Origin of the sequence: Corynebacterium sp. (genome assembly GCF_043426755.1) — a bacterium.
In the GTDB taxonomy this organism is placed as follows: Bacteria; Actinomycetota; Actinomycetes; order Mycobacteriales; family Mycobacteriaceae; genus Corynebacterium.
In genome coordinates this window covers 20830-44081 of the sequence record NZ_JBHWRP010000075.1, presented here as the reverse complement: position 1 = coordinate 44081, position 23252 = coordinate 20830, and the positions used below count along the sequence as shown (strand labels likewise).

The following is a 23252-nucleotide window of genomic DNA, read 5'->3' as shown; positions in this document are numbered from 1 at the left end:
GCATGACCACCCGTTATGAGAAGGCTTTTGCCGACCTTGCTGAGAAGAACGAGGGCGCATTCGTCCCATTCCTGATGCTGTCGGACCCCACCCCGGAGGATGCACTGGAGATCCTGCGGACCGTTATCGATGCGGGCGCGGATGCCCTGGAGCTTGGCGTTCCCTTCAGTGACCCCATCGCCGATGGCCCAACCATCCAGGGCGCCCACGTCCGCGCCCTCGACGGAGGAGCCACCGTGGATAAGGCCCTGGACCAGATTCGGACGATTCGTTCCGAATACCCGGACCTGCCGATCGGCATGCTGATCTACTCGAACGTCCCGTTCGTGCGTGGCTTTGACACCTTCTACAAGGAGTTCAAGGAGGCCGGTGCGGATTCGATTCTCGTGCCTGATGTCCCCGTCCGCGAAGGGAAGCCCTTCGTCGAGGCGGCACAGCGTCATGGGATCGATCCGATCTTTATTGCCCCGGCCCAGGCAACGCCTCAGACTCTTGAGGGCGTCGCTGCGCACTCCAAGGGTTATATCTACGCGGTATCCCGCGACGGTGTGACCGGCACGGAGAACGAATCTCAGACCACCGGCCTGCGCGACGTCGTCCACAACGTGAAGTCTTATGGCGGCGCGCCCGTTCTGCTGGGCTTCGGCATTTCCACCCCAGCCCACGTACGCGAGGCGATCGATGCTGGTGCTTCTGGCGCGATCTCCGGCTCCGCGATCACCAAGATCATCAACAAGTACGTTGAGGGCACACATCCAGAGCCTGGTCGGGTTACTGACATGGCGGCCCTGAAGGCGGAGCTCGCCGAGTTCGTCTCCGCGATGAAGGAAGCGACGAAGAAGTAGCGTATCGCTTTTCGACGACCCCGGCGCTTTAGTCGCTGGGGCCGTTTGCTTGTTCTTGTTTCACGTGAAACATCTCAGGGGATGCGGATCAAAGTGACCTCGTAAGTCGTTTCACCCCTCCAGCCATACTGTCGCTGCAAGTTGAGGTAGCCCGCCTTCTCCAACTCTTTGATTTCGGTAATTGCATCGTAGCCCAACAAACGGCTTATTTCAGTCAAGCTTGTGCGCATCCCGTCTACTGCACCGATTGCCACTATCGCGGAGATCACCTTCATATGCCTAGGGGAGGGGACGAGGGCTTCGTCGCTAAGCCCCTTCTGCTTAGACTGAAGCGCCGCGAGCCGGCGTCGACCCATTTTGTGCGACCGCGCCGATTCGAACTTAAGACCCACAGAGATTGTGCCAATTGCGGCTATGGCTGAGACCACGTGCTGAAGCTCCGCTGAAACGCCAATTTCTACCAAAGAGTCGAACGGCGCATTCGCGGCAAGGAACACAGTCGCCATCAGGCCCACTAGGGGCGAAAATCGCTGAATGGGGGAATAGTCGGTACTGCGGAATTCATCCTGGTAAGCCGTCGCCCCGGCAAATCGGCCACTTTTATCCAATCCGATCCCCGCGACGATGGCTAGGGTGAAAGCGATGATGACGCCGATCGTCGTTTCACCTAATAAGGCCAGACCGATTCCCGCCGGGATGCCGATCAGGGCGGCCTCGCCCAGCGATAATTCGTTTCGCTTTCGCAGATGCGCAACCTGATCCGGATATTGCACAGTATCTGATGGTAGAGGAAGCAGGCTTCTTGAACAATACTTTCACTTGTTCCACATCAAACAATGTTTAAGCTGGTGGTATATCCCACTGCCTTGGCTTTGTTTCACGTGAAACATCGCCATCCAATCTTAGGAAAATACATGGAACCGGCGATAGAAGTTCTCAACGTAACAAAGACATTCGGCGACTTTCGTGCGCTCGACGATTTTTCACTCACCGTCGATCGCGGCAGCATTCATGGATTCCTCGGACCCAACGGTTCTGGAAAATCGACAACGATAAGGACCCTGCTCGGCGTGCTTGCGCCTTCTTCGGGCACGGTTCGCATACTCGGTGTGGCCCCGGATCGAGAGCCCTCAGTATTAAAGCGCGTCGGCTACGTCCCCGGCGATGTTTCTTTGTGGCCCACGTTGACCGGCGCTGAGACTCTTCGGGCTCTCGAATCGCTGCGGAGCGTACCCACGGACAGGAAGCGCGAGGACGAACTTATCGACGCCTTCAACCTGGACCCCACGAAGAAGACTCGGGACTATTCAACCGGTAATCGAAGAAAGGTGAGTCTCATCGCCGCCCTTTCATTCGGAGCTGATTTCCTATTGTTGGATGAGCCCACAGCGGGGCTTGACCCACTGATGGAATCAGTGTTCGTCGACGAAGTTCGTAAAGAACACTCGAACGGGGCGACAGTTTTACTCTCGAGCCATATTTTGAGCGAAGTAGAGAAACTATGTGATTACGTCACAGTGATTAAATCTGGCCATGTGGTAGAGCGCGGAACAATTCGTCAATTACGTCACTTATCAACACATTCGGTCTCTGCCAATGTTTCACGTGAAACGGCGGATGCTTTTCGACGAGAGCTAGGGGACAGCGCTGTGGTCGTCGACAAGCTCGGGCGAACGACACTCACCGTCGAACGCGACAAGGTCCCCGACACGTTAAGAACTCTCTTGGATGCCAACGCGACAGACATCGAAACCCAACCGGCGAGCCTTGAGGAAATTTTCATGCGCCATTATGAGACAGGGGAGTAGCCATGCGGGAAGTACTTACACAGACACGACTGAACCTCCGCCTGAAGCGCGGCTACCTCCTCGGGTGGATGGTGCCGATCCTCGCGATCATCGCCATCTTCCCCGTGGCCTATTACGAATACTATCCAGAACTTTCCAGCCGACAAGGAATTGTCCAAGGCATGGAAAATAACGTTGGCACGCGCGCCATCTACGGCTTAATCGACAAGCCCGGAACCGTCGGTCAAATGACCACGTGGGAAGCGGCGATGTGGGCCGGTCTCCTCGGCGCCATCATGGTCGCCCTGCTGATGGTCGATCTCTACCGCCGACCGGAGCACACGGGCCTGAGCGAATTGACGCGTTCCACGGGAATCAAGGCTAGCACGCCGTGGGCCGCGGCTACCATCACCGGAGTCACCTCGGCGATTACTCTTGGTGCAGCGTCAGCACTTATCCTGCTGGCTCTACCGTTGCCCCGGGATGAAATACCTTCCGACGGAGCAATCGCTTTCGGGATCACGCTCACGCTGATGCTGATCGGGGCAACCCTGTTCGCGCAGATGGCCTTGCTCCTGGTCAACGATGCGTCGAGGCTGACGCAAGCCGCGTTAATCAGCGTGGCGGTGTCCTACGTCATTCGCATGGTCGCAGACACGCAAGAAATCGCGTGGCTCAATTGGCTCAGCCCCCTCGGATGGCGGGAACTCATCGGCCCCTTCACCGAGAACGATATGGGCCACGCTGCTATTCTCGCAGTCGTGTGCCTCGCTGCCATCGGTCTCATTGGGTTCGCTGAGTCACGCCGTACATTCGGCGAAGGCTACCTCCCGCGCCGGAGCAAGGTTCACCGCTCCCGATCCGTACACGGAATCGTGCACCTGCGCTGGATGCTCAACAAAGGCGGCATCATCGCGTGGGCGATCATCGTCGCCATCACCACAGCGTTCCTCATGTCACTATCCGGAGATATCGCCACCCTCATAGGCGGCGATGACACCACGGGCCAAGTATTCCGAGACCTCCTCGGTGGCACCGACGCCTACCAGGCCTTCATCTCCTATATTTGCCAAATGGTCGCCATCATGATCGCGGCGGCCGGCATCGGGCAGATCACCAGCTATCGCGCGGAGGAGAAAGCTCGCATCGTGGACGTACAGCGCTCCACGGGTGTTCGTCGATACGCACCCCTGGCCGCTGCGACAACGATTGCGATGACCTCAGTACTGGGGCTGATCGCCGTCATGCACGCTTCAGGCGCACTTGGGTTGGCCACGCAGAAACAGACGCTTGACGACGATTACTCGGCTCTTGCGTGGGCGTCGTGGTCGCTGCTGGGCGCGGTAGTCGTGCTGGTGGGTATCGCGGTAGCAATCATTGGGTGGATGCCGGGGGCGAGCGGGTGGGCTTGGGCGCCACTGGCCTTATCGGCGGTTGTCACACTCATGGGTGAAATCCTCCAGCTTCCTGGGTGGGTCATCGATCTATCACCATTAACGCACGCGCTGGAGCCAGGATCTGATCAGTGGTGGATCCCGGCGGCCATGGGTGCTGCCGGCGTGGCCTTCGCCATATTTGGGTTAGCCGGGTCTGCAAAGAGAGACATTCGCTAAAACGAGAAGGCATACTAGAAGCATGACTTGTTCACGTCGAATGTTTCTGTTGGGCACCGCTACCACTTTTGCCGGTGCATTCCTCGCAGCCTGTGGCGAATCCCCCTCTGAGGAAGTGGCCGCCACAGAGGTACCGGTGGGCTCTGCTGTGATTTTGGATCAGTTCATCATCGCGCAGCCGACCGAGGGCCAATTCGTGGCTTACTCTTCCGCCTGCCCCCACCAGAGGAATAAGATTACCGAGGTCGAAGGCGACACGGTGCGCTGCACCGCCCACGATTCCGTATTCAGCATCGTCGACGGTGCTGTGATTTCCGGGGTGGCGCGCGACCCGCTCTACCCGGCAGAAGCCACCCACGAGGGCGGCACTGTCACCGCGAAGTAGCCGGGCTCATCACCAGGCGCGGAAGTAGGATTCCGCGAACGGAAGATCCTCCGCACCCAACTGCTTGAGGGCGTGGTTCGGCCACTGTGGATTGCGCAGCGCCTCACGCCCCAACAGGATCGCATCGGCGTGCCCGTCTTCCAAGATGTACTCGGCGTGCTCGGGGTTGGTGATCAGCCCGACCGCCGCCGTCGGCATGCCGGTCTCACGAACAGCGGAGGCCATGGGGACCTGGTAGCCAGGTTCCACGGGAATCTTCGCGCGCACGTTACCGCCTGTAGAAATATCCATCAAGTCCACGCCCCGCTCCTTTAAGATCGGCGCCAGGCGCACCGAGTCCTCGAGCAGCCAGCCGCCCTTCGTCCAGTCGGTGGCCGACAAACGCACCAGCAGTGGCGTATCGTCGTTAAGCACCCCGCGGACGGTATCGACGGTCTCGAGGAGCAACCGGGTGCGGCCCTCAAAATCGCCGCCATATTCATCCTCACGCTGATTAGTGAGCGGGGAGAGGAACTGGTGCAGCAGATAACCGTGGGCAGCGTGGAGCTCCACGGTGTCGAAACCGGCGGCCATGGCGCGCTCCGCAGCCGCGGCGAACTGTTCGGGCAATGCGCGGACTTCCTCTGTTGTGAGCTCCCGCGGAGTGTCCTGGCCGTCGGCGGCGATGGGGGAGGGGGCCACCGTTTCCCAGCCGCCCTCGTCGATAGGCACCGTGCCACTGCCGAGGCCGGGGCGCATCGGGATCGTGGACGCCTTGCGCCCCGCATGATTAAATTGCACGCCCATCGCCGCCCCTTGGCTGTGCACGAAGTCCACGATTCCGCGCCAGGCCTCGACCTGCTCGTCGTTCCAGATGCCAGTGCATTCGGGGCTAATGCGGCCTTCAGGCACGATGCCGGTCGATTCCGCAATGATCAACCCGAATCCGCCCGCAGCGAGGGACCCGTAGTGCACAAGGTGCCAGGGTTCCGGCACACCATCTTGGGCGCGCACGTGGTACTGGCACATGGGTGGCACCCACATGCGGTTGCGGATGGTCAGTCCGCGCAGAGTCATCGGTCTTGCAAGTCTCACATTCGTCATACGGCCAGCGTAGCCTGCCGTAGACTGACGGTCATGCTCTCCAGAATCAAAAACGTCGACCCACTGATCGTCTTGATCATCCTGGCCGTCATCGTCGCCATCATCGCGCCCGCACGCGGCGAATTCGCAGAGTGGTTCTCGCTTGCGACGAACCTCGCGATCGCCCTGCTGTTCTTCCTCTATGGGGCACGCTTATCGACGAGCGAAGCGCTCAAGGGACTGACGAACTGGAAACTCCATCTGACTATTTTGGCGTTTACCTTCGTCCTCTATCCGATTGTTGGTGTGCTGCTGCGGCCGCTCACACTGTTTATTTCCGACGGCTTGTATCAGGGGATCTTGTATCTCACCTTGGTGCCGTCCACCGTGCAATCTTCGGTGGCGTTTACTTCGATCGCGCGCGGGAACGTTTCGGGTGCGATCGTGGCGGCGAGCCTCTCCAACCTAGCCGGCGTCTTCTTCACGCCGCTGCTGGTGATGTTCATCATGGGCGCCGGGGACGGGATCCACGTGGACGCGCAAGTGTTCATCGATATCGCCCTCTTGTTACTGCTGCCGTTCGTGCTGGGTCAGTTGGCGCGCTACTTCATCCCCGGAGTGGCTGGCGCCGCGGCAAGCAAGGCGACGAAAGTGGTGGACCGCGGGTCGATCACGATGGTGGTCTATTCGGCTTTTTCCTCGGGCATGGTGGCAGGCGTGTGGTCAAGTGTTGCTGTGTGGGAGGTCATTTTCCTCGTGGTGTTCTCGGCGCTCTTGGTTGTATTCATGCTGTGGCTGACGCGCGTGATCTCGGCTCGCCTTGGCTTCCCACGAGGGGATGTCATCGCTATTGAATTCTGTGGCTCCAAGAAGTCGCTCGCAACCGGCTTGCCGATGGCCAGCGTGATCTTCGGCGGTGCTTCCCTGGGCTTGTTGATCTTGCCGTTGATGATCTACCACCAGGTACAGTTGATGATTTGCTCGTGGCTTGCGGCCCGTTATGGGCGTGCCGACGATGCCCGCAACCAGTCCACCGCTCTCGCTTAAGGAGTTTCACGTGAAACATTTTGTTCGCACCACCCTCACCGTCCCCGGTGCCGGCACCCTGATCACGATCGCCGAGCTGCAGGAGATCTCGTCGGAAAGCTGCACCATGGTGCGCATGATCGAACTGGCACCGGACGAGACGATTATGGGGGCGTTCGCTGACGGACGGATCGTCGGCCAGGCGAACGAGCCCCTAGAGCAGGTGCCACACCCCAACACCTACGACCAGTTTGAGGGCATTGAGGCTGAGCACCTCAGCCCGGAAGAGTTCGAGGGACTGTGGGCGGAAGTGCGTGCCAAGTTCCCCGAGTTCTAAAACACTAGATTAACCAGCAGCATGTAGACGACAGTGCCACCAAGGATCGACAGGCCACTGTCGCCTTTCCACCAGTGCAGCAACAGAGTCGCGGCGACGCCCAGCAGGGAGGCCAGGAGGCCACCTGGGGCGGAAAGCTGCCCGAAGATCGTGTACACCACGAGAACGATCATCACGCCGACGGGCATCATCAAGCCCAGCGAGGCGATGAAGTTATTGCCCTTCAGCAGCTTCAGAAAGAAGAAGGGGAGTGCGCGCAGGGCGACAGTGACAATCCCAACCGGGATCAGCACCGCCAGCACCATGCCAAGCGTGACGCCCTCTGGAAGCCCGTACATCAGACCTCCTTCGCCATGGTGTCGTCGGGACGGCGCCAGGTCATTAGCCCGTCGAGACGTGGCGACATATAGCGTGCGATCAAAATGAGGAAATAGGCGCTCAGCGCAATCATCATGATCGACCCCGGGGCGATTAGCCCGACGATGATGGCGAGCACCGCGGCGATCACGGGCAGGGAATAATCGCGGTTGTTCTTAAACGCCTCCCACGCCAGCACGACGAATAGTGCTGTCAGCGCGAAGTCCATTCCCTTGAGACCGGGTGGGATGATCTCGCCAACGAGAGCGCCCACAATGCCAGGCACTAACCACAAGAGGTGGAGCAGAATCTGGATGGTGAGAATGCGCGTGCCGCTCAGTGGCTTCCGGGGATCTCGTGCTGAGACGATGGCGTAGGCCTCGTCGATAAGCGCATACGCGGAATAGGCCTTGCCGGGCACGGACTTCACCTTGTGCAAGGGGAATGTGAGGCCGTAGAAGATGTGTCGGAAGTTCACCATGAAGCCGGTGAACGCGGCGGAGAGGGGGCCGACGCCGGAGGTGACCATACTGATCGCGAGGAATTCCATCGAGCCGGCGAAGATGACGATGGAGAAGATCGGGGTCCACCACCACGCGAAGCCGGACTGCGCCATGAGGAGACCGAAGGCTAAGCCCAACGGGATTAGGCCGAGTCCGACCGCCCAGGTTTCGCGGATGCCTTCTTTGATTTCGTGGAGCGTGTTTCCTTCGCCTTCGTCTGGCGTTGTTTCACGTGAAACATTCACGGTTGACCCACTTCTAATTGTCCTCGAGGTTATGGGGGAAGGTGGAAAACAGCGGCAAAGGCAACGGCTGCCGGCGCAACACGTCGCCCCAGAGGTCGGCCGCCGCTGGCGCAATCACATCGCCGGGAAGGGCCGGGGCAACGTACCAATCGCCGCGCTCGATCTCATCTTCGAGCTGACCTGGCGCCCACTCCGAGTAACCCATGAAGATTCGCATGCCGTCGAGGTCCTCAATCACCTCGTGTGGCTGAGCACCCAGACTCACGTGCACCAAGCGGTTGGCTAAGCGCGTGAAGTGCGGGTGGGCATCAATATCGACGTCGGGCTTCGTCACACCCAACGCCACGGCGGCCTGCTGGCTCAGCGGCCCACCGATATACATCGCCTGAGGCTTGGCCACCGCGGGCAGCCAGTCCGGCAGCACGTTGTACACCGCCAGCTCACTGCGCTGGTTAAGAATGACGCCGAAGGTCGATTCCGCGTCACGCTCGATGACCAGCACCACGCTGCGGGAAAACTCGGGGCTCAACATTCCGGGCGCCGCGACGAGTAGCATGCCCGCCTCAGGCTCTTCGCGCTCTAAGGCGTTAAATAGGCGATCCGCGTAGAAGTAGTCACTCATCTTTCCTACCTTCCCACCACTGCTTTAGTTCCGCAATGGCTTCGTCACGATCCAGCGGCCCACGCTCCAGGCGCAGCTCCTTCATAAAGTTCCACGCCTTACCGACATCAGGGCCAGGCTTCAGGTCCAGGATCTGCATGATCTCGTTGCCATCGAGATCGGGGCGCACACGTGCGAGGTCCTCTTTCTCCTCAATCTCCGCGATGCGCTCCTCCAAGTGGTCATAGGTGCGCTGCAGCCGCGCGGCCTTCTTCGGATTGCGCGTGGTGGAATCTGCGCGAACAAGTTTGTGGAGGCGGGGGAGTAGGTCCCCAGCATCGGTCACGTATCGACGAACGGCCGAGTCCGTCCACTGTCCCTCACCAAACCCGTGGAACCGCATGTGCAGATACACCAGCTGGGAGATATCCTGCGTGGTCGCCTTCGGATACTTCAGCGCCCGAAGCCGCTTGCGGGCGAGCTTCGCACCCACCACCTCATGGTGATGGAAGCTCACGCCTCCGCCTTCCTTGCGGGCGCGGGTGTCTGGCTTGCCGATATCGTGAAGCAACGCGGCCCAGCGCAGCACCAAGTCGGGGCCGTCGTCTTCGCGCTCGGTGGCCTGGCGCAGCACGGTCAGCGAGTGGCGATAGACATCCTTGTGTTGCAGGTGCTCGTCGGGAGTCATACGCAAGGCGGAAACCTCCGGCAGCACATAATCCGCCAAGCCCGTCTCAACGAGCAGGTCGATGCCATCCCACGGTGCCGCACCCAGCATCAGCTTGTCCAGCTCCACCTGGATGCGTTCCACGGTGATGCGCTGAATCTGATCGGCCATGTCGCGCATCGCATCGAAGACGCGTTGTTCCACGTGAAACCCTAACTGGGAAACGAAGCGGGCAGCCCGCAGCATTCGCAAAGGATCATCACGGAAACTAATCTCCGGTTCCTGGGGCGTATCCAACCATTGATTAACTAAATCATTGAAGCCGCCCACCGGATCAACAAACTCGGTGGTCATAGCCCCATCCTCAACGCCTAAGCGCACGGCCATCGCGTTGCACTTAAAATCACGACGCACCAAGTCGTCCTCGATCGTCTCGCCGAAAGTGACCTCGGGGTTGCGGGTCACGCCGTCATAGAGGTCAGCGCGGAAAGTCGTAATCTCGATCTGCTGGCCCGCCTTCACCGTCGCCACGGTGCCAAATTCGATGCCGGTATCCCATACCGTCTCGCCAAACTCCTCTAGGATGAGATACGTCTCCTCGGGGCGGGCAGACGTGGTGAAGTCCAAGTCATTGCCCAGCCTGCCCAAGAATGCGTCGCGCACGGGGCCGCCGACGAGGTATAGCTCGTGTCCGGCGTCACGAAACTTTTCGACGAGCGGCCGCAAGAGAGTTTCAAGCTGCTGAATCGAGTCTGTGGCTCGGCCAAGGGCATCAAGATTATTTGAGGTGCTCACCGCTAACACCTTACCTGTGGACCAAATCGGCACGTCAAAATACCAGAATGGACCGAAGACGGTTACGATAAGCGAAGAATGACTGACACTACTCGGCCCTCGAGCCCCAATTCTGGTGGTTCGTCGAGCCCCCGCTCTTCCCACAGCGGCAATCAGGGCAATAATCAGGGCACTAACCAGGGGCAGCGGCGTCGCAGGAGACGACGTCGCAGTCGTCGGCCTGCCGGAGATAGCAGTAACCAGAACAAGCAGAATGAGCAGAAGAGCTCAACGCCTGCTTCTTCGGGCTCTAACAACTCTGGTAACTCGGGCAACTCCGACAAGAAGTCGCCGGACTCCCAATCGAACCAGCCCAAACGGTCACGCCGACGTCGCGGGCGCAGGCGATCGTCGTCAAGCGCCCAAGCCAACAAGCAGGGCGAAAAGCAGCAGAATAAGCAACAGGGCAAGAAGCGTGGCAGCCGTGGCGGCAACACCAACCGAAACCGGCGTGGTCACAACAACCACCAGAGGAAGCAATACTCGGGCGCGCCGCGGATGAAGACGCGCGATGAGACCTCGGCCGGTGGTCTTGTGGTCTCTGGGATGGCGGAGGCCGTGCGCGAGGACAACTCGGTGGACCTTTCGCGGATTTACGTCGCCCTGATCGGTCGGCTGGACCGGCGTGGGCGCCTGCTGTGGTCGATGCCGAAGGGCCACGTGGAGGAAGGCGAGCACCAATGGCAGACCGCCGAGCGCGAGGTGTGGGAGGAAACCGGCATCGAAGGCGAAGCTTTCGCCACGCTTGGCACGATCGATTACTGGTTCGTCTCCGACGGCGTGCGCATCCATAAGACGGTGCACCACAATCTGCTGCGTTTCGTGGACGGCGAGCTTAACGACGAGGATCCCGAGGTTACCGAGGTGACATGGGTGCCTGTGGACGAACTGATTGAGCATCTGGCATACGCCGATGAACGTAAGCTCGCACGCCACGCATATGACAACTTGCCCGATCTGGCCAGAAAGGAACGCGAGGCCGGAAGGGCGACACCCCGGTGACGCCGCACAGCCGGCCCGTGCGCCGCAGCCCCTCCGCAGGCCCGCCCCGAGGCGGTACTGCTCTCACGAGTGTGGCTGCGGTGCTTGCTGTTGCTGCCATCGCTTCGACGGGTACTGCCACAGCGATCCCGGTGCCCGTGCCGCCGACGAATGAGGCTGTGGCGGAGCAGTGGGTTAACCCGGCGATCCGGCCGAACGATGGGGAACAGGGCCTCACCCTCGAGTTGGTGCGTGGTCCCACCACGGTGGCCGAAGGGGCCGACCTGTCGCTGCGCATTGCGGTGCGCAACAATTCTTCGGAAACCGTGGATGATCTGTCGGTGACCCCGCGGCGCGGTCCGATCTCTGCGTCCGTGGCGGACGCGCGGGTCGCGATGGTCGCCGAGCCCGAAGAGTATTCCGTGGTTGGCGACAGCGTGGAACTGGCCAATTCGCTGGCACCGGGGGAGTCCGAAGAACTCGACCTGGCCGTGCCCACCGCCGCCGATATTCCCGGCGCGCTGCCACTTCCGGGCGATTCGGTGTATCCGATCATGCTGGTTCTTAGCGGCAATGGGGGAGAGTACTTCGATTCGGAGCGGTTTCACGTGGCGACGGAGGAGGCCACGACTGACGGCGCCACCACCGCGCCCGCGGACGCAACAGCCATGCCGGAGGAGCGCCAGAACGCCCCGGGCATGACAATGTTGTATCCGATCACCGCGCCGGTCGACATCCTGCCGGGCGAGACGGGGGAGGCGCCGGAAAATCCTCAGCTAGTTCTAGAGTCGGAGCAACTCGCAGACAATCTGAAGGCGGATGGGCGGCTGTCGGCGCTTGTGGATACCTATAGCGAGGCCGTGGAGTCGCCTGCAGGTGCAGAGGTGCGCGAGGCGACATGTCTGGCGATAGACCCGGCGCTCTTAAACACAGTGGAGCGCATGACTGAAGGCTATGTAGTGGCCGATTCGCGGCCTTCGCTTGCACAAAAGCCGCGGCGTCTGCGTGACTCGTGGGACGTGGAGCCTGACGAAGTACCTTTCACCCAGGGCGCGGGCGCTAGTGATGCCGCAGCGTGGCTGGAGAAGTTGCGCGCCACCGCCGCCGATGGGTGCGTTGTGTCGTTGCCTTGGGCTAATAGTGATGTCAACGCCGTGGCCCAGGGCGGAGTTCCGTGGTTGATGCGCGAGGCGATCGAGCGCGGCCCGTTTGCCGTGGAACGCATCCTCGGGGTCCCCACGGTGCGCAACGTTGTTATCCCACCGGCGGGCTACCTAGCGGAGGGGACATCGGCAGCATTTGGTTGGGCCGACCATTCGCGCTCCAAGATTCCAACGGTGGGGATGGAGGGCTCCTGGGAGGCAGCGCAGGCGGCGACCGGTACGCAGGACTCGACCGTGCAGGCGGACGAGGTCCCCCAATCTAACCTCGAGCGTGACCTGCCCCCAAGCCCCGCGATGGCAGCCGCCCCCGAACCGACGACCCCAGTGCGAGTCCTCGTCGCAAACAACAGTGTTTCACGTGAAACATTGGCCGATTCCTCCGCGCAGCGTTTCGCGAACCTCAGCCCTGGCGTCACCGCAGTCACCTTCCATGACTCACTCGCATCGACGCTCGCCGCGACGGGATCAATCCCTTTGACCACCGGTTATTCCAGCACCGATCTGCGTTTTGATGCCACAAAAGACTCCGTGGCCGCCCGCGACATCACCGCCGCTAACGCGATCCGTCTGGCCGTCACCGAGTCCACCACTACCGGCGAAGAGCCTGCCGGCACGCCCGTGATGATCAACCCGCCAGGCGCCTGGGAGGCGCACACCGCACGGGAAGCTCTCGACGTCGTCAGCTCCTTGCTTGCCGACGATCGCGCCACCGCCATGACTCTTGAGGATTACCTCACCGCCCCCGCCAACGCCTCCATCCCACAGGCCGAGAGCACCCGGAGTCCCTACGCGGACCCCACCGTCTTTTCCGATGCAGAGATCTTAAGCGCTAGCCAGCAGGCCCGCTACGTCGACGACCTCACGTCCTTCCTCGTACCCGATCCTGCGATCGCGCTGACCCGCTACGACTACACGCTGCCTTTGCGCCGCGACCTGCTCACGGCACTGTCGATCGCTTATCGACGATCACCCGAACACTATTCTGATGCCGTCGAGGCCACCCAGTCGCGCCTTAACGACACCCGCGATAGCTTGCACGAACTTCGTGGCGCCGTGAACCTGATCCCACCCGGCAACGTGTTCACTCGCACGTCCGAATCCGCCCCCGTGTTCATCGTGGCGGAAAATGGGTTGCCCCTACCCGTGGATGCCACCTTGCTCTACCAGGCACCCGAAGGCACCGTCCTCAACGTGCCGGACCGAATACGCATCCCGGCGCGCGGCTCCATCACCATTGAGATCACCGCGACCATTCCCGACAATTCCGAACGCACCGACATGCGCCTCTACCTCGCCAGCCCACAGGGCCAGGCGATCTCCGCGCCAGTAGACATCTCGGTGCGCACCGCAGCCACAGAGACGGGCCTTGTCACCGTTGGTGGGCTTTTCGCACTCTTCCTTGCACTGGTGGTATTGCTGATGCGTTCGCGGCGCGCTTCGCGGAAGAAGACGTCGTCGGCAAGCACCAGCGTCAAACGTGACCCCACGCGTGACGACGATCGACCGCCGGACTGATCCACGATGGAAGTCTCGCCGCATCGTGGCGATCTTTTCCTCTATCCTGTCCTACACCATCCCGCGATTACAGATAGGAAGATTCGTGGCCCCCTCCGAGAACACCCCAGGGCAGCGCCGGCGCATCGTGACGCCAAGTCCGCCAGCCCCGGTCCCTGTGCCTCGCCCTGTCAAAGAACCTGAACCCGAGCCTGTCCAAGACTTATCCGGACTCACGGCAAGCCCGGCGGACGCCGGCGACGGTGGCTCCACTGTTGCTACCGCCTCGGCTGGAGAGAAGGCAAGCAACGAAGACGTTGTGCGTTCGACGGGCTCGATGGCGATTGCCACGTTGCTGTCGCGCATCACGGGCTTCATCCGCACGGTGATGATCACCTCCATGCTCGGTGGTGCGATTGCTTCGGCTTTCAACCTGGCAAACACGCTGCCGAACATGATCACGGAGATCGTGTTGGGTTCGGTGATGACAGCACTCGTCGTGCCCGTGTTGGTGCGCGCCGAGAAGGAAGACGCCGATGGCGGTGCCGGGTTTATCCGGCAGCTATTCACGCTGACGTTGACGCTCATGCTCTCGGTCACGGTGCTGGCTACGGTGGCTGCACCCTTCCTCGTCAGCATGATGATGGACGAAGGCGCAAAGACGAATATCGTCCAGTCGACCTCCTTCGCCTACCTGCTCTTGCCGCAGATTTTCTTCTACGGGCTGTTCTCACTGTTCCAGGCGATTCTGAATACCAAGGGGGTGTTCAAGCCGGGCGCGTGGGCACCGGTGGTCAACAACGTCATCTCCATCACGGTGCTGGCCGCCTATCGGCTGGTGCCCGGATCACTGAACCCAGCCGCTCCATCACCGGTGACTGACCCGCACATCTTGCTGCTGGGTCTGGGCACCACGCTGGGTGTCGTCGTTCAGTGTGCGATCATGCTGCCGTACCTGAAGAAGCTGAAGATTGACCTGCGCCTGAAGTGGGGGATCGACGATCGCCTCAAAGCCTTCGGCGGGATGGCTATCGCAATTGTCGCGTATGTGGCCGTCTCCCAGCTGGGGTACGTAATCACGGCACGTATCGCCACCGAAGCTGATGCGTCCGCCTACGCCATCTACCAGCAGCACTGGCAACTCCTGCAGGTGCCCTACGGCATCATCGGCGTGGCACTTCTTACCGCGATCATGCCGCGGCTGTCGCGCAATGCTGCCGACGGCGATGACCAGGCCGTGGTGCGTGACCTCACGCTGGCCACAAAGCTGACCTTTATCGCCCTGATCCCCGTGGTCATCTTCATGACGGCCTTCGGACCCGACATCGGCAACGCCCTCTTTGGGTATGGTGCCTTCGAGACCGAAGAAGCCCGCACCCTCGGCCTGACGATTAGTTTCTCCGCGTTCACGCTCATCCCTTACGCCCTGGTGATGCTGCACTTGCGCGTCTTCTACGCCCGTGAGGAAGCGTGGACGCCCACCTTCATCATCGCCGGCATCACAGCCACCAAGGTGCTGCTGAGCTATCTGGCGCCTATGGCTGCATCATCCTCGGAGTTCGTCGTCGTGCTGCTCGGTGCCGCCAACGGGTTCGGTTTCGTCGCCGGCGCGGTGATCGGCGCGTTCCTGCTCAAACGCAAACTGGGCGACCTGCAGTCGGCCACCGTCATGCACACCAGCACCTGGGCCGCTGCAGCAGGCATCATCGGCGCGGCGGCCGCCCTGCTAACACAGTTCTTGATCCGCAAGGTGCCATTCAACCCCGTCGATCTAATGATCGGCTGGGGGTACCGCCCCTCCCTGGGCTTGGTCGTGGAGATCGGCATTGCCGGCATCGTCTTCCTCATCGTCGCCGGCCTCGTGCTCTCGCGCTCCGGGCTGCCAGAGGTCCAGAACCTTGGGCGCCTGTTCGCGCGCATTCCAGTCGTCGGCAAGTTCATTAGACCGGACGAAGACAAGGCCATTGAGACCGGCCAGACGGACCCGCGGGTGATGTCCCAGCAGTTCCTGGCAACCGACTCCTTCAACGCCTCCCCGGTCCCACCGCCGATGTCCGCCGGCGTTGTGCGCGGGCCCCGGCTCGTGGCCGGCGCGCCCGTGTCAGACGGCCGGTTCCGTCTCTTGCGCGATCACGGTGCGGTCGACGGAGCACGCCTGTGGCAGGCCCGCGAAGTCCGCACCGGCAGGGAAGTGGCACTGGTCTTCGTCGATACGCACAACCAAGCCCCACTGGCCGCTGTGGGCGGCGACGAAGCCGCACGACGCTCACGTGAAGTCGCGCGCCGAACCCGCCAATTGCGTGCCCTGAACCACCCCGCGATCGCGCCGAATATTCAGGTGCTCTCGTACCGCTCCGGCTGCCTCGTCGTCTCTAACTGGGTGCCGGGCGCATCCGTGAAATCCGTCGTGGAGGCCGAAGGAAACCTTCACCCCAAGGCCGTCGCCCGAGCCATGGCGCCGCTGGCCGACGCGCTGGCGGACTGCCACGAGCAAGGCGCCCCCATGGGTCTGGATAACCGCAACCGGCTGCGGGTGTCCACCGACGGCTATGTGGTGCTCGCCTTCCCAGCGGTGCTGCCTCAGGCCAGCGACGAAAAAGATATGTCGGCGCTGGCGTCCGCCCTCGAGCTGCTCGATGCCGGCACCGGCGAAGACAGCGATACGCGCCTGACCGCCATCGCAGAGAAGACACGCGCGCTTGCCGACGATGCCGCCGACCCCGAGACCGAAAACCCCACCTCGGACATCTTCCACGCAATTGCTGATGAGCTCCGCGAGCTCAGCGGTGTCGCAGAACTTGCCGACGAAGACGCCGTCGTGGAGGCCGCCGCCGCGGAAGCCGCTGAGGCGAAGGAGGCGGACCCTACTGGTGAGATCCCCGTGGTCCCTCCGGCGACATCCGGGCGGCCGCAACGCGAGGCCCTCCAGGTTGTCGACGAAGACACCCCGGAGCCAGACAAACTCAGCGGTTTCGGTTCTCGCGGCTACACGGTCCAGGGCTTCGCCGCCGTCGCGGCAGCCGTCATCGCTGTCGTTCTACTCATCGCCGCACTGACCACCTACCTAGTCGGTGTGATCGGCGGAGACGACCCGACATCGCCAGTGACCAGCGAATCTGTCGACGACACAACCACCAACAACTCCGAAGGTGGCTCTGATTCGCAGCCGCTCCCGGTCATCGTCGACCCAGCGCGAGTGCGCGTCTGGCAGGCACCAGGCCAAGACCCAAACGCCGACAACCCAGAACAGGTGACCAACGTCATCGACGGAAACGACGACACCACCTGGACTACCGACGAATATCCCAACGGGCTTGGTACTAAGCCTGGCGTGGGCGTGATACTCACTGCGGAGCAGCCACTGCAGCTGCAACATCTCCTGATCGAAACGGAGACCCCTGGTGCCCGTTATAACGTCTACGGGCTGCCCGCCGATCGCGAGGTCAACGCGGAGACGACGCCACTGGAAGAGCTGCCACTGCTCCGAGAGGGCACGCTGCGCACCACGCGCAACAGCCTGGAAATTGAAGGGAACCCCGAAGTGACCGGGGTGGTCCTTTGGATCACAGACATCCCGACAAACCAGAACTCGCATGTGGAAATCAGCGAAATCTCTATGATCGGCCTGCCCATGTAAGGCCCTCGCGCTGCAGCGCCTATAGCGCATCACCCCGCCCGCCGCACGGTACGCGTGTCCACTACAGTGTGCACGCTCGCACGGCGGGTTTCGTCTACCCCGGGCACAATGACTGCTAAGCACCCATAATTTAACGTTCGGGGGAACTCATGGCACACGCACCATCGATTTCGGGGAATACCACTAGCAACTCAGCGGACAATGCAACGGATGCTGAACTCGTCGATAAGTACAACGCAGGCCACGCGCGCGCCTTCACGGAAATCGTCCAACGTCACCACCAGCGGCTAACTTATACCGCCAGGCGCTACGCCAGGAACGACCAAGATGTCCAAGACATCGTGCAGGAAGCCCTGTTTCGGGCCGCGCGCAACATGCACTCCTTCCGGCAGGAATCCAGCCTGTCCACCTGGCTGCATCGCCTGGTCATCAACGCCGGGCACGACCACATGGTCCGCCGCCAACGCAGCACACACATCAGCCTGGACGATGACGAGAAAATCAACCAGGACGCCAACCCGCTGCTCGCGCATGACCCCACGCCGAACGTCGAGCGCGCCATCGTCTTGCGCGAGGTCATGTCTTGCCTCCCCGTCGCGCAACGCCGCGCCCTGCTCCTGATTGATGTCGCCGGACTTACCATCGAACGCGCCGCACGGGAAATGGGCGTCCAGCCAGGCACGGTGAAATCGCGCCGCGCACGGGCGCGTCAGGCGTTACACCAGCAACTCACAGGATCGGAATAGGTGGCGCAGCCAGTGCGTTGAAACTGGGGAAGTACACTAGCCAGAGCAGCTAGTTCTGAAAACTAATCAAGGAGTTCCCGTCCATGTCTGAGCCCGTGACTGAACCAGCATCATCAGCATCGCCACAGATTCACGATGTGATCGTTGTTGGTTCCGGCCCCGCCGGATATACCGCTGCGCTGTACAGCGCCCGCGCTAACCTCAGCCCAGTCGTCTTCGAGGGCTATGAATTCGGTGGTGAGCTGATGAACACCACCACCGTGGAGAACTTCCCGGGATTCCAAGAGGGCATCATGGGCCCCGACCTGATGATGGAGATGCGCGCCCAAGCAGAAAAGTTTGGTGCAGACCTGCGCAGCGAGATGGTTGACCGCGTGGAGCTCGAAGGGGAGATCAAGAAGGTCTTCGTCGACGATGAGGAATTCCAGGCTCGTACCGTCATCCTGGCTACCGGCGCTCAGCCCCGCCACCTCGGGATCCCAGGCGAGGAAGCCCTGACCGGCCGCGGCGTGTCCACCTGCGCTACCTGCGACGGCTTCTTCTTTAAGGACCAGCACATCGCAGTGGTCGGTGGTGGCGATTCCGCTATGGAGGAAGCGACCTTCCTCACGCGTTTCGGCTCGAAGGTGTCGCTGATCCACCGCCGTGACGAGTTCCGCGCCTCCCAGATCATGCTGGACCGCGCACGCGAGAACGACAAGATTGAGTTCATTACCGATACGGTGGTCGAAGAGGTCATCGAAGGCGACGGCAAGGTGGCCGGCCTGCGCCTGAAGAACGTGAAGACCGGCGAGACTAGCGACCTAGATGCCACCGCACTTTTCGTTGCGATCGGGCATGACCCGCGCTCCGGCTTCCTGGGCGGGCAGGTCGCGCTTAACGACGAGGACTACGTGAAGGTGGAGGAACCTTCCACGAAGACGAGCCTGCCTGGTGTCTTCGCAGCAGGTGACTTGGTGGATGACCACTACCAACAGGCGATTACGGCCGCTGGTTCTGGATGTCGTGCCGCGATCGATGCCGAGCACTACCTGGAAACCCTCTAACTAACCCTTCAGCTGAAAAGGATCAATCATGAGCAATACCGTCGATGTAACGCAAGACACCTTCAAGTCCGTCGTCGTGGACTCGGACAAACCCGTAGTGGTGGATTTCTGGGCCGAGTGGTGTGGGCCGTGCAAGAAGCTGTCGCCGATCCTCGATGAGATTGCCGGCGAGATGGGTGACAAGGTCACCGTGGCGAAGGTGGATGTGGATTCGGAGCGCACGCTCGGGGCCATGTTCCAGGTGATGAGTATCCCTACCGTGCTGATTTTCAAGGGCGGCGAGAAGGTCGATGAGTTCGTCGGGCTGAAGCCAAAATCAGAAATCATGCAAAAGATTGAATCCCATTTATAAATGGTATCCTGATACGCAATCGTCAGCTTGCTGATCCTTTCCTTAAGGGATCAGATTTCTACCAAGCGCACCTCGCTGCCACGGAACAGCGAATGTGCGGGAAAGGGGTACCGTGACTCGCGTCCTCCATGTGGGAGATTCCAGCGCACGCGTCGCTGAGGTGCGCTCCACGCTGGCGAGCCTCGGCCAGCTGCCAGGGTTTTCGGGTGATCTCAGGGAATGGAATCAGCGGAGCTTTTCTCAGGATGAGAAGCTTTTCGACGAAGAGCTCTCCGAAGCACTGAAAGCATTCCAGCAATCCCGCGGAATCGTCCCTTCCGGTTCGATTGATGAGGTGACGCTGCGTGAGCTACGCGAAGCCTCCTACACCCTGGGCAACCGGGTGCTGTCCTACCAACCCAACCAGATTCTGGTGGGCGATGACGTAGGCCAGTTGCAGCGCCAACTCCAAGAGCTGGGCTTTTATTCGCACAAGGTGGATGGCCACTTCGGGAAGGCCACCCATGAAGCGGTGCAGAACTACCAGCTGAACTATGGGCTCCAGGACGATGGCGTCTTCGGCCCAGACACATTGCGGGCCCTGCAGTTGCTGGGTCGCCGGATCACCGGCGGATCCACGCAGGCGATTCGTGAGCGTGAAACCGTGCGCAAGGCAGGACCCATGCTGTCCGGCAAGCGCGTGGTGTTGGACCCCGCCCTCGGTGGCTCCGATAAGGGCCTGACTGTTAACGGGCCTTATGGCCAGATCACCGAAGAGGATATTGTGTGGGACCTCGCCTCCCGCGTGGAGGGCCGCATGATCGCAGCCGGAATAGAGACCATCATTTCCCGCCCGCGTGGAGACAACCCATCGCCGAAGGCACGTGCCGACATCGCTAATGCTTTCAAGGCGGACGTGATGATTTCCCTGCACCTTGATAACTATGCCAACGAGAAGGCCAACGGTGTCGCCTCGTTCTACTTCGGTTCGGAAAAAGGCGCTTCCTCGATGACGGGTGAGACCTTGTCGGGCTATATCCAACGAGAGATCGCCGCGCGCACTGACCTGCAAAATCTCCACAATCACGGCCGCACGTGGGAGGTATTGCGTCTGACCCGCATGCCTTCGGTCGAAGTTGTCCTGGGCTATGTGACCAACCCTGATGATGTCAAGATTCTCACCAACCGTGACCAACGCGATGCGATCGCGGAGGCTATCGTCGTCGCCGTGAAACGCCTCTACCTGCTTGACGACGACAAACAGCCAACCGGCACCTACGATTTTTCCGACCTTCTGGCAGAAGAGCGCGCTTAACGACGAAAACCTTAGGGCAACGCGTACCTGGTGGTGCGCGTTTTCCCCTTCTTCTGGAGGCGCCCCGCATCAACAAGTTTGCGCAGCAGCCGATATGCCTGCTGCTGGCTCAGACCAAGCTCTTCCGCAATATCTCCGCTGGCCAGCGGGCCGCGGGTAGCAATCACCCGGACTGCGTGAGCTTCCGGCGACAACTCGTCCACGTCCACATTTCCGCCGGGGTGGAACCCGAGGGCGCGCAGCTTCTTCTGGGTGGCGCTGAGCCACGCGCGGTCAAAACCCGTGGCAGCCGCGATGTCGTCTTCGCCGGCGTCTGGGTGAAGCACCCACCAGTCAGCGACCACCAGCTCATCCTCCGAAAGCTTCTCCGGCAGCGCAGCGAGCAAACCGGGAAGCTCTGCATTGAGTACCTCGTGGGCAGCAGTCACCGTTACTGCCTGCTCGTGCGTTCCCGACCACGACAGAACCGACAGACCCGAAACGATCTGATACCTCGTAGCATCCGCCAACCCCAGTCCCGCACCAGCGGCCACTCCCAATCGCGCGCAGGCTGAAGAAAGCAGCGAGCTGCGCGGTGCAAAGGTGGCAGTCCCGGAACTAACGGAGCGCGGATCCAGACCCCGGGGCAGACCGCCGGGCGATGTCACGGTGGTGCGCGTGTCATCGGCACGCACATAGATGGAACCGGGGAGCGAGTAGTCGCGGTGCAGCAGCGCGTTGGTTATCAGCTGTTTCACAGCCGGTCCTAGTTTTTCCTCTTGTTTCTGCAGGTCAGCGAAAATTGTCACCAGCGGGGCAGTGGTCCGAGTGGTTCTTCGCGTGCCGACGAGGTCGACGACCACCATGCGGTGGTGGGGTAGGTGACGGGCAATAGCGTCGTGGGTCCCGAAGAGGAGAATCGCGCCGATGGTGATCGGCTCAATCGAATCGTCGCGCATTCCGAGGGTGCGGATGAAGTCATCGTCGGAAAGCGTGGGAAGCAGTGCGTCCCCGTCGTCACTGGCGGCCATCGCGCGGGCGCGTTCGATGACCTCTGGATCGAGGTCCTCCATCGTCGCACCGGGTGTGGGCAGGCGAGCCCAGTCGATGCCGTTGGCGTCGCGATAGCGGGTAAATAAATAGCTCGGGTCCATGCCGAAGCACTCCGGTTTACCCTGCGCGTTGAGACGGCGGGTGCGGTAGACACCCCATGTCGTTGCGACCGGGGTGCGCGAGGCAGCCACCGAAATGGCGACGACGTCGCGGCCATCAATATCTTCTACCGTGATGGACGTCGGCAGCGGGGGAGAGGTGTATCGGCTAATCGTCGATGCCAAGAGTGCGGGACTGGTCTCGTCTGAATGGAAGGGATAACATCCTGTTACCGTTCCATCTTGATTCACTCCAATCAATAAGGTTCCACCTTCGCCGTTGGCAAGGCAGGTGAGCTGTTCAATCACTCCGCGTTCATTGATGTAGGCGGGAGAGGAGCGGCGAGCAAAAGCGGTGGTAAGGGTTTGACCACCGGCGATTAGTTCACGGATCTCGGCATTGCTCATGCAGTTTAGAGTATCCGTGATTCCTTGCAGTTTCAATCGGGATTACATCGGCGTAATTGATTGATGGAATATTGATCTAATCATTGCGGTACGGAAACGGACTGCAACAGTTGCTCGATCTCGTGCGCGGAAAGAAGTCCACGTTGCGGCGGCAGTTCGAGACGGAAACGCGGAAGCACCGGATGGTCTTGCACGATGGAAAACCCTGCGCCCTCTAGTGTGCTGCGATTCATCAAGCCGATCTCCTCGGCACGCTCCAGCAAAGAGGCCGCTAGGTCATCGGCTGGGCCCGTGGGCTCGTCGTGACGCCCAAAGGCCTCGACGGCGGGGACGGCGCGGTCGGTAATCGTCATGATGCAGGAATCAAGCAGCACAGCCTCCCACCCGCGGCCGGCAAATTCGGGATCAATGTGCAGGCTATTAATCAACCACGCGTCTGAGGAGGCAGGCGCGGTGGGCATTCTCAGGCTGCCTGGCGCTTCGTCACGCGGACAGAACAGCACGGTGGCATAGGCACTGGATGTGCTCAAGCTGCGGTCGACAATATTGAAGCCGCAGGACCCATGCGCAAAAATTTGGGCAGTCAGCCACGCCTCTTTGTCGATCTCCGGGGAAATATTGGGGGCATCGTCGGAAAGCGGATCAAGCTCCCAGAACGTGACGCGCGCGCAAGCGGGGTGGACGCGACTCATCGCGTCATAGGTTAAGGGGAGAACCCCTGCTTGGCGCTCCACCATGA

Annotated in this window: 21 protein-coding genes; 13 read left to right on the top strand and 8 right to left on the bottom strand. The window is 61.1% G+C overall.

Going from position 1 to position 23252, the window contains the following annotated elements; all coding sequences use genetic code 11:
- Positions 1–2 precede the first annotated feature (2 nt).
- Complete coding sequence (gene trpA / locus ACHFGA_RS07490; RefSeq protein ID WP_394281778.1) at positions 3–845, top strand: tryptophan synthase subunit alpha; 843 nt, start codon at positions 3–5, stop codon at positions 843–845.
- 74 nt (positions 846–919) lie between these two features.
- Here trpA and ACHFGA_RS07485 read toward each other — a convergent pair whose 3' ends face one another.
- A complete protein-coding gene (locus ACHFGA_RS07485; protein WP_394281777.1) occupies positions 920–1618 on the bottom strand; it encodes a hypothetical protein in 699 nt (232 codons plus the stop codon).
- A 141-nt stretch (positions 1619–1759) separates the two neighbouring features.
- On the opposite strand from ACHFGA_RS07485, the gene ACHFGA_RS07480 reads away from it, so the two are divergent.
- Genes ACHFGA_RS07480 through ACHFGA_RS07470 form a run of 3 tightly spaced genes read left to right on the top strand, consistent with a single transcriptional unit; the run spans position 1760 to position 4630 of the window.
- Entirely contained in the window at positions 1760–2653 is an 894-nt protein-coding gene (locus tag ACHFGA_RS07480) for an ABC transporter ATP-binding protein (protein ID WP_394281791.1), read from the top strand.
- Positions 2654–2655: 2 nt separating this feature from the next.
- Positions 2656–4245: a hypothetical protein gene (locus ACHFGA_RS07475; protein WP_394281776.1), complete on the top strand. Its 1590-nt coding sequence runs from the start codon at positions 2656–2658 to the stop codon at positions 4243–4245.
- A gap of 40 nt (positions 4246–4285) precedes the next feature.
- Positions 4286–4630, top strand: a complete 345-nt coding sequence (locus ACHFGA_RS07470) for a Rieske (2Fe-2S) protein (protein WP_394281790.1) — start codon at positions 4286–4288, stop codon at positions 4628–4630.
- A 9-nt stretch (positions 4631–4639) separates the two neighbouring features.
- On the opposite strand, the gene ACHFGA_RS07465 is transcribed toward ACHFGA_RS07470, so the two are convergent.
- On the bottom strand, positions 4640–5686 hold the full coding sequence (locus tag ACHFGA_RS07465) for an NADH:flavin oxidoreductase/NADH oxidase (RefSeq protein WP_394281775.1): 1047 nt from the start codon (positions 5684–5686) through the stop codon (positions 4640–4642).
- Between the two features lie 60 nt (positions 5687–5746).
- Here ACHFGA_RS07465 and ACHFGA_RS07460 point away from each other — a divergent pair, with 60 nt between their 5' ends.
- Together ACHFGA_RS07460 and ACHFGA_RS07455 are read left to right on the top strand one after the other, a co-directional pair.
- Positions 5747–6739, top strand: a complete 993-nt coding sequence (locus ACHFGA_RS07460) for a bile acid:sodium symporter family protein (protein WP_394281774.1) — start codon at positions 5747–5749, stop codon at positions 6737–6739.
- Between the two features lie 10 nt (positions 6740–6749).
- Positions 6750–7055, top strand: coding sequence for a hypothetical protein (locus ACHFGA_RS07455; RefSeq protein WP_394281773.1), 306 nt, complete (start codon positions 6750–6752; stop codon positions 7053–7055).
- Here ACHFGA_RS07455 and ACHFGA_RS07450 read toward each other — a convergent pair.
- From ACHFGA_RS07450 to ACHFGA_RS07435, 4 genes are read right to left on the bottom strand one after another with little or no spacing between them, the layout of a single operon-like run.
- Entirely contained in the window at positions 7052–7393 is a 342-nt protein-coding gene (locus ACHFGA_RS07450) for a branched-chain amino acid transporter permease (RefSeq protein ID WP_394281772.1), read from the bottom strand. The genes ACHFGA_RS07455 and ACHFGA_RS07450 overlap by 4 nt on opposite strands.
- On the bottom strand, positions 7393–8160 hold the full coding sequence (locus tag ACHFGA_RS07445) for an AzlC family ABC transporter permease (protein WP_394281771.1): 768 nt from the start codon (positions 8158–8160) through the stop codon (positions 7393–7395). The genes ACHFGA_RS07450 and ACHFGA_RS07445 overlap by 1 nt, the downstream gene beginning before the upstream one ends.
- Positions 8161–8173: 13 nt before the next feature.
- Positions 8174–8782: a YqgE/AlgH family protein gene (locus tag ACHFGA_RS07440; RefSeq protein ID WP_394281770.1), complete on the bottom strand. Its 609-nt coding sequence runs from the start codon at positions 8780–8782 to the stop codon at positions 8174–8176.
- Entirely contained in the window at positions 8775–10223 is a 1449-nt protein-coding gene (locus ACHFGA_RS07435; RefSeq protein ID WP_394281769.1) for a CCA tRNA nucleotidyltransferase, read from the bottom strand. Before ACHFGA_RS07435 ends, ACHFGA_RS07440 begins: the two co-directional genes overlap by 8 nt.
- A 78-nt stretch (positions 10224–10301) precedes the next feature.
- Here ACHFGA_RS07435 and ACHFGA_RS07430 point away from each other — a divergent pair, with 78 nt between their 5' ends.
- The 7 genes from ACHFGA_RS07430 (at position 10302) to ACHFGA_RS07400 (ending at position 20975) form a co-directional block, all read left to right on the top strand.
- Positions 10302–11264, top strand: a complete 963-nt coding sequence (locus ACHFGA_RS07430) for an NUDIX hydrolase (protein ID WP_394281768.1) — start codon at positions 10302–10304, stop codon at positions 11262–11264.
- Positions 11261–13921 carry a hypothetical protein gene (locus ACHFGA_RS07425; protein ID WP_394281767.1) on the top strand — a complete coding sequence of 887 codons (2661 nt, stop codon included), beginning with the start codon at positions 11261–11263 and terminating at the stop codon, positions 13919–13921. Before ACHFGA_RS07430 ends, ACHFGA_RS07425 begins: the two co-directional genes overlap by 4 nt.
- An 85-nt stretch (positions 13922–14006) precedes the next feature.
- Entirely contained in the window at positions 14007–17537 is a 3531-nt protein-coding gene (locus ACHFGA_RS07420) for a murein biosynthesis integral membrane protein MurJ (protein ID WP_394281789.1), read from the top strand.
- A 149-nt stretch (positions 17538–17686) separates the two neighbouring features.
- Positions 17687–18283 carry a sigma-70 family RNA polymerase sigma factor gene (locus ACHFGA_RS07415; RefSeq protein ID WP_394281766.1) on the top strand — a complete coding sequence of 199 codons (597 nt, stop codon included), beginning with the start codon at positions 17687–17689 and terminating at the stop codon, positions 18281–18283.
- A gap of 83 nt (positions 18284–18366) precedes the next feature.
- Positions 18367–19329: a thioredoxin-disulfide reductase gene (gene trxB / locus ACHFGA_RS07410; protein ID WP_394281765.1), complete on the top strand. Its 963-nt coding sequence runs from the start codon at positions 18367–18369 to the stop codon at positions 19327–19329.
- 28 nt (positions 19330–19357) lie between these two features.
- Entirely contained in the window at positions 19358–19681 is a 324-nt protein-coding gene (trxA, locus tag ACHFGA_RS07405) for a thioredoxin (protein WP_394281764.1), read from the top strand.
- A gap of 112 nt (positions 19682–19793) precedes the next feature.
- Positions 19794–20975 (top strand): N-acetylmuramoyl-L-alanine amidase, encoded by a 1182-nt coding sequence (locus tag ACHFGA_RS07400; RefSeq protein ID WP_394281763.1) that lies wholly within the window; start codon positions 19794–19796, stop codon positions 20973–20975.
- 11 nt (positions 20976–20986) lie between these two features.
- Here ACHFGA_RS07400 and ACHFGA_RS07395 read toward each other — a convergent pair whose 3' ends face one another.
- Positions 20987–22513, bottom strand: a complete 1527-nt coding sequence (locus tag ACHFGA_RS07395) for an RNA-binding domain-containing protein (protein ID WP_394281762.1) — start codon at positions 22511–22513, stop codon at positions 20987–20989.
- Between the two features lie 80 nt (positions 22514–22593).
- Positions 22594–23250, bottom strand: coding sequence for a hypothetical protein (locus tag ACHFGA_RS07390; RefSeq protein WP_394281761.1), 657 nt, complete (start codon positions 23248–23250; stop codon positions 22594–22596).
- Between the last annotated feature and the right edge of the window lie 2 nt (positions 23251–23252).

What these genes read in the sequence shown, in the direction of transcription:
- trpA (WP_394281778.1), top strand. Translation starts at nt 3, where the DNA reads ATGACCACCCGTTATGAGAAGGCTTTTGCCGACCTTGCTGAGAAGAAC.
- ACHFGA_RS07480 (WP_394281791.1), top strand. Translation starts at nt 1,760, where the DNA reads ATGGAACCGGCGATAGAAGTTCTCAACGTAACAAAGACATTCGGCGAC.
- ACHFGA_RS07475 (WP_394281776.1), top strand. Translation starts at nt 2,656, where the DNA reads ATGCGGGAAGTACTTACACAGACACGACTGAACCTCCGCCTGAAGCGC.
- ACHFGA_RS07470 (WP_394281790.1), top strand. Translation starts at nt 4,286, where the DNA reads ATGTTTCTGTTGGGCACCGCTACCACTTTTGCCGGTGCATTCCTCGCA.
- ACHFGA_RS07465 (WP_394281775.1), bottom strand. Translation starts at nt 5,686, where the DNA reads ATGACTCTGCGCGGACTGACCATCCGCAACCGCATGTGGGTGCCACCC.
- ACHFGA_RS07460 (WP_394281774.1), top strand. Translation starts at nt 5,747, where the DNA reads ATGCTCTCCAGAATCAAAAACGTCGACCCACTGATCGTCTTGATCATC.
- ACHFGA_RS07450 (WP_394281772.1), bottom strand. Translation starts at nt 7,393, where the DNA reads ATGTACGGGCTTCCAGAGGGCGTCACGCTTGGCATGGTGCTGGCGGTG.
- ACHFGA_RS07440 (WP_394281770.1), bottom strand. Translation starts at nt 8,782, where the DNA reads ATGAGTGACTACTTCTACGCGGATCGCCTATTTAACGCCTTAGAGCGC.
- ACHFGA_RS07430 (WP_394281768.1), top strand. Translation starts at nt 10,302, where the DNA reads ATGACTGACACTACTCGGCCCTCGAGCCCCAATTCTGGTGGTTCGTCG.
- ACHFGA_RS07415 (WP_394281766.1), top strand. Translation starts at nt 17,687, where the DNA reads ATGGCACACGCACCATCGATTTCGGGGAATACCACTAGCAACTCAGCG.
- trxB (WP_394281765.1), top strand. Translation starts at nt 18,367, where the DNA reads ATGTCTGAGCCCGTGACTGAACCAGCATCATCAGCATCGCCACAGATT.
- trxA (WP_394281764.1), top strand. Translation starts at nt 19,358, where the DNA reads ATGAGCAATACCGTCGATGTAACGCAAGACACCTTCAAGTCCGTCGTC.
- ACHFGA_RS07395 (WP_394281762.1), bottom strand. Translation starts at nt 22,513, where the DNA reads ATGAGCAATGCCGAGATCCGTGAACTAATCGCCGGTGGTCAAACCCTT.
- ACHFGA_RS07390 (WP_394281761.1), bottom strand. Translation starts at nt 23,250, where the DNA reads ATGGTGGAGCGCCAAGCAGGGGTTCTCCCCTTAACCTATGACGCGATG.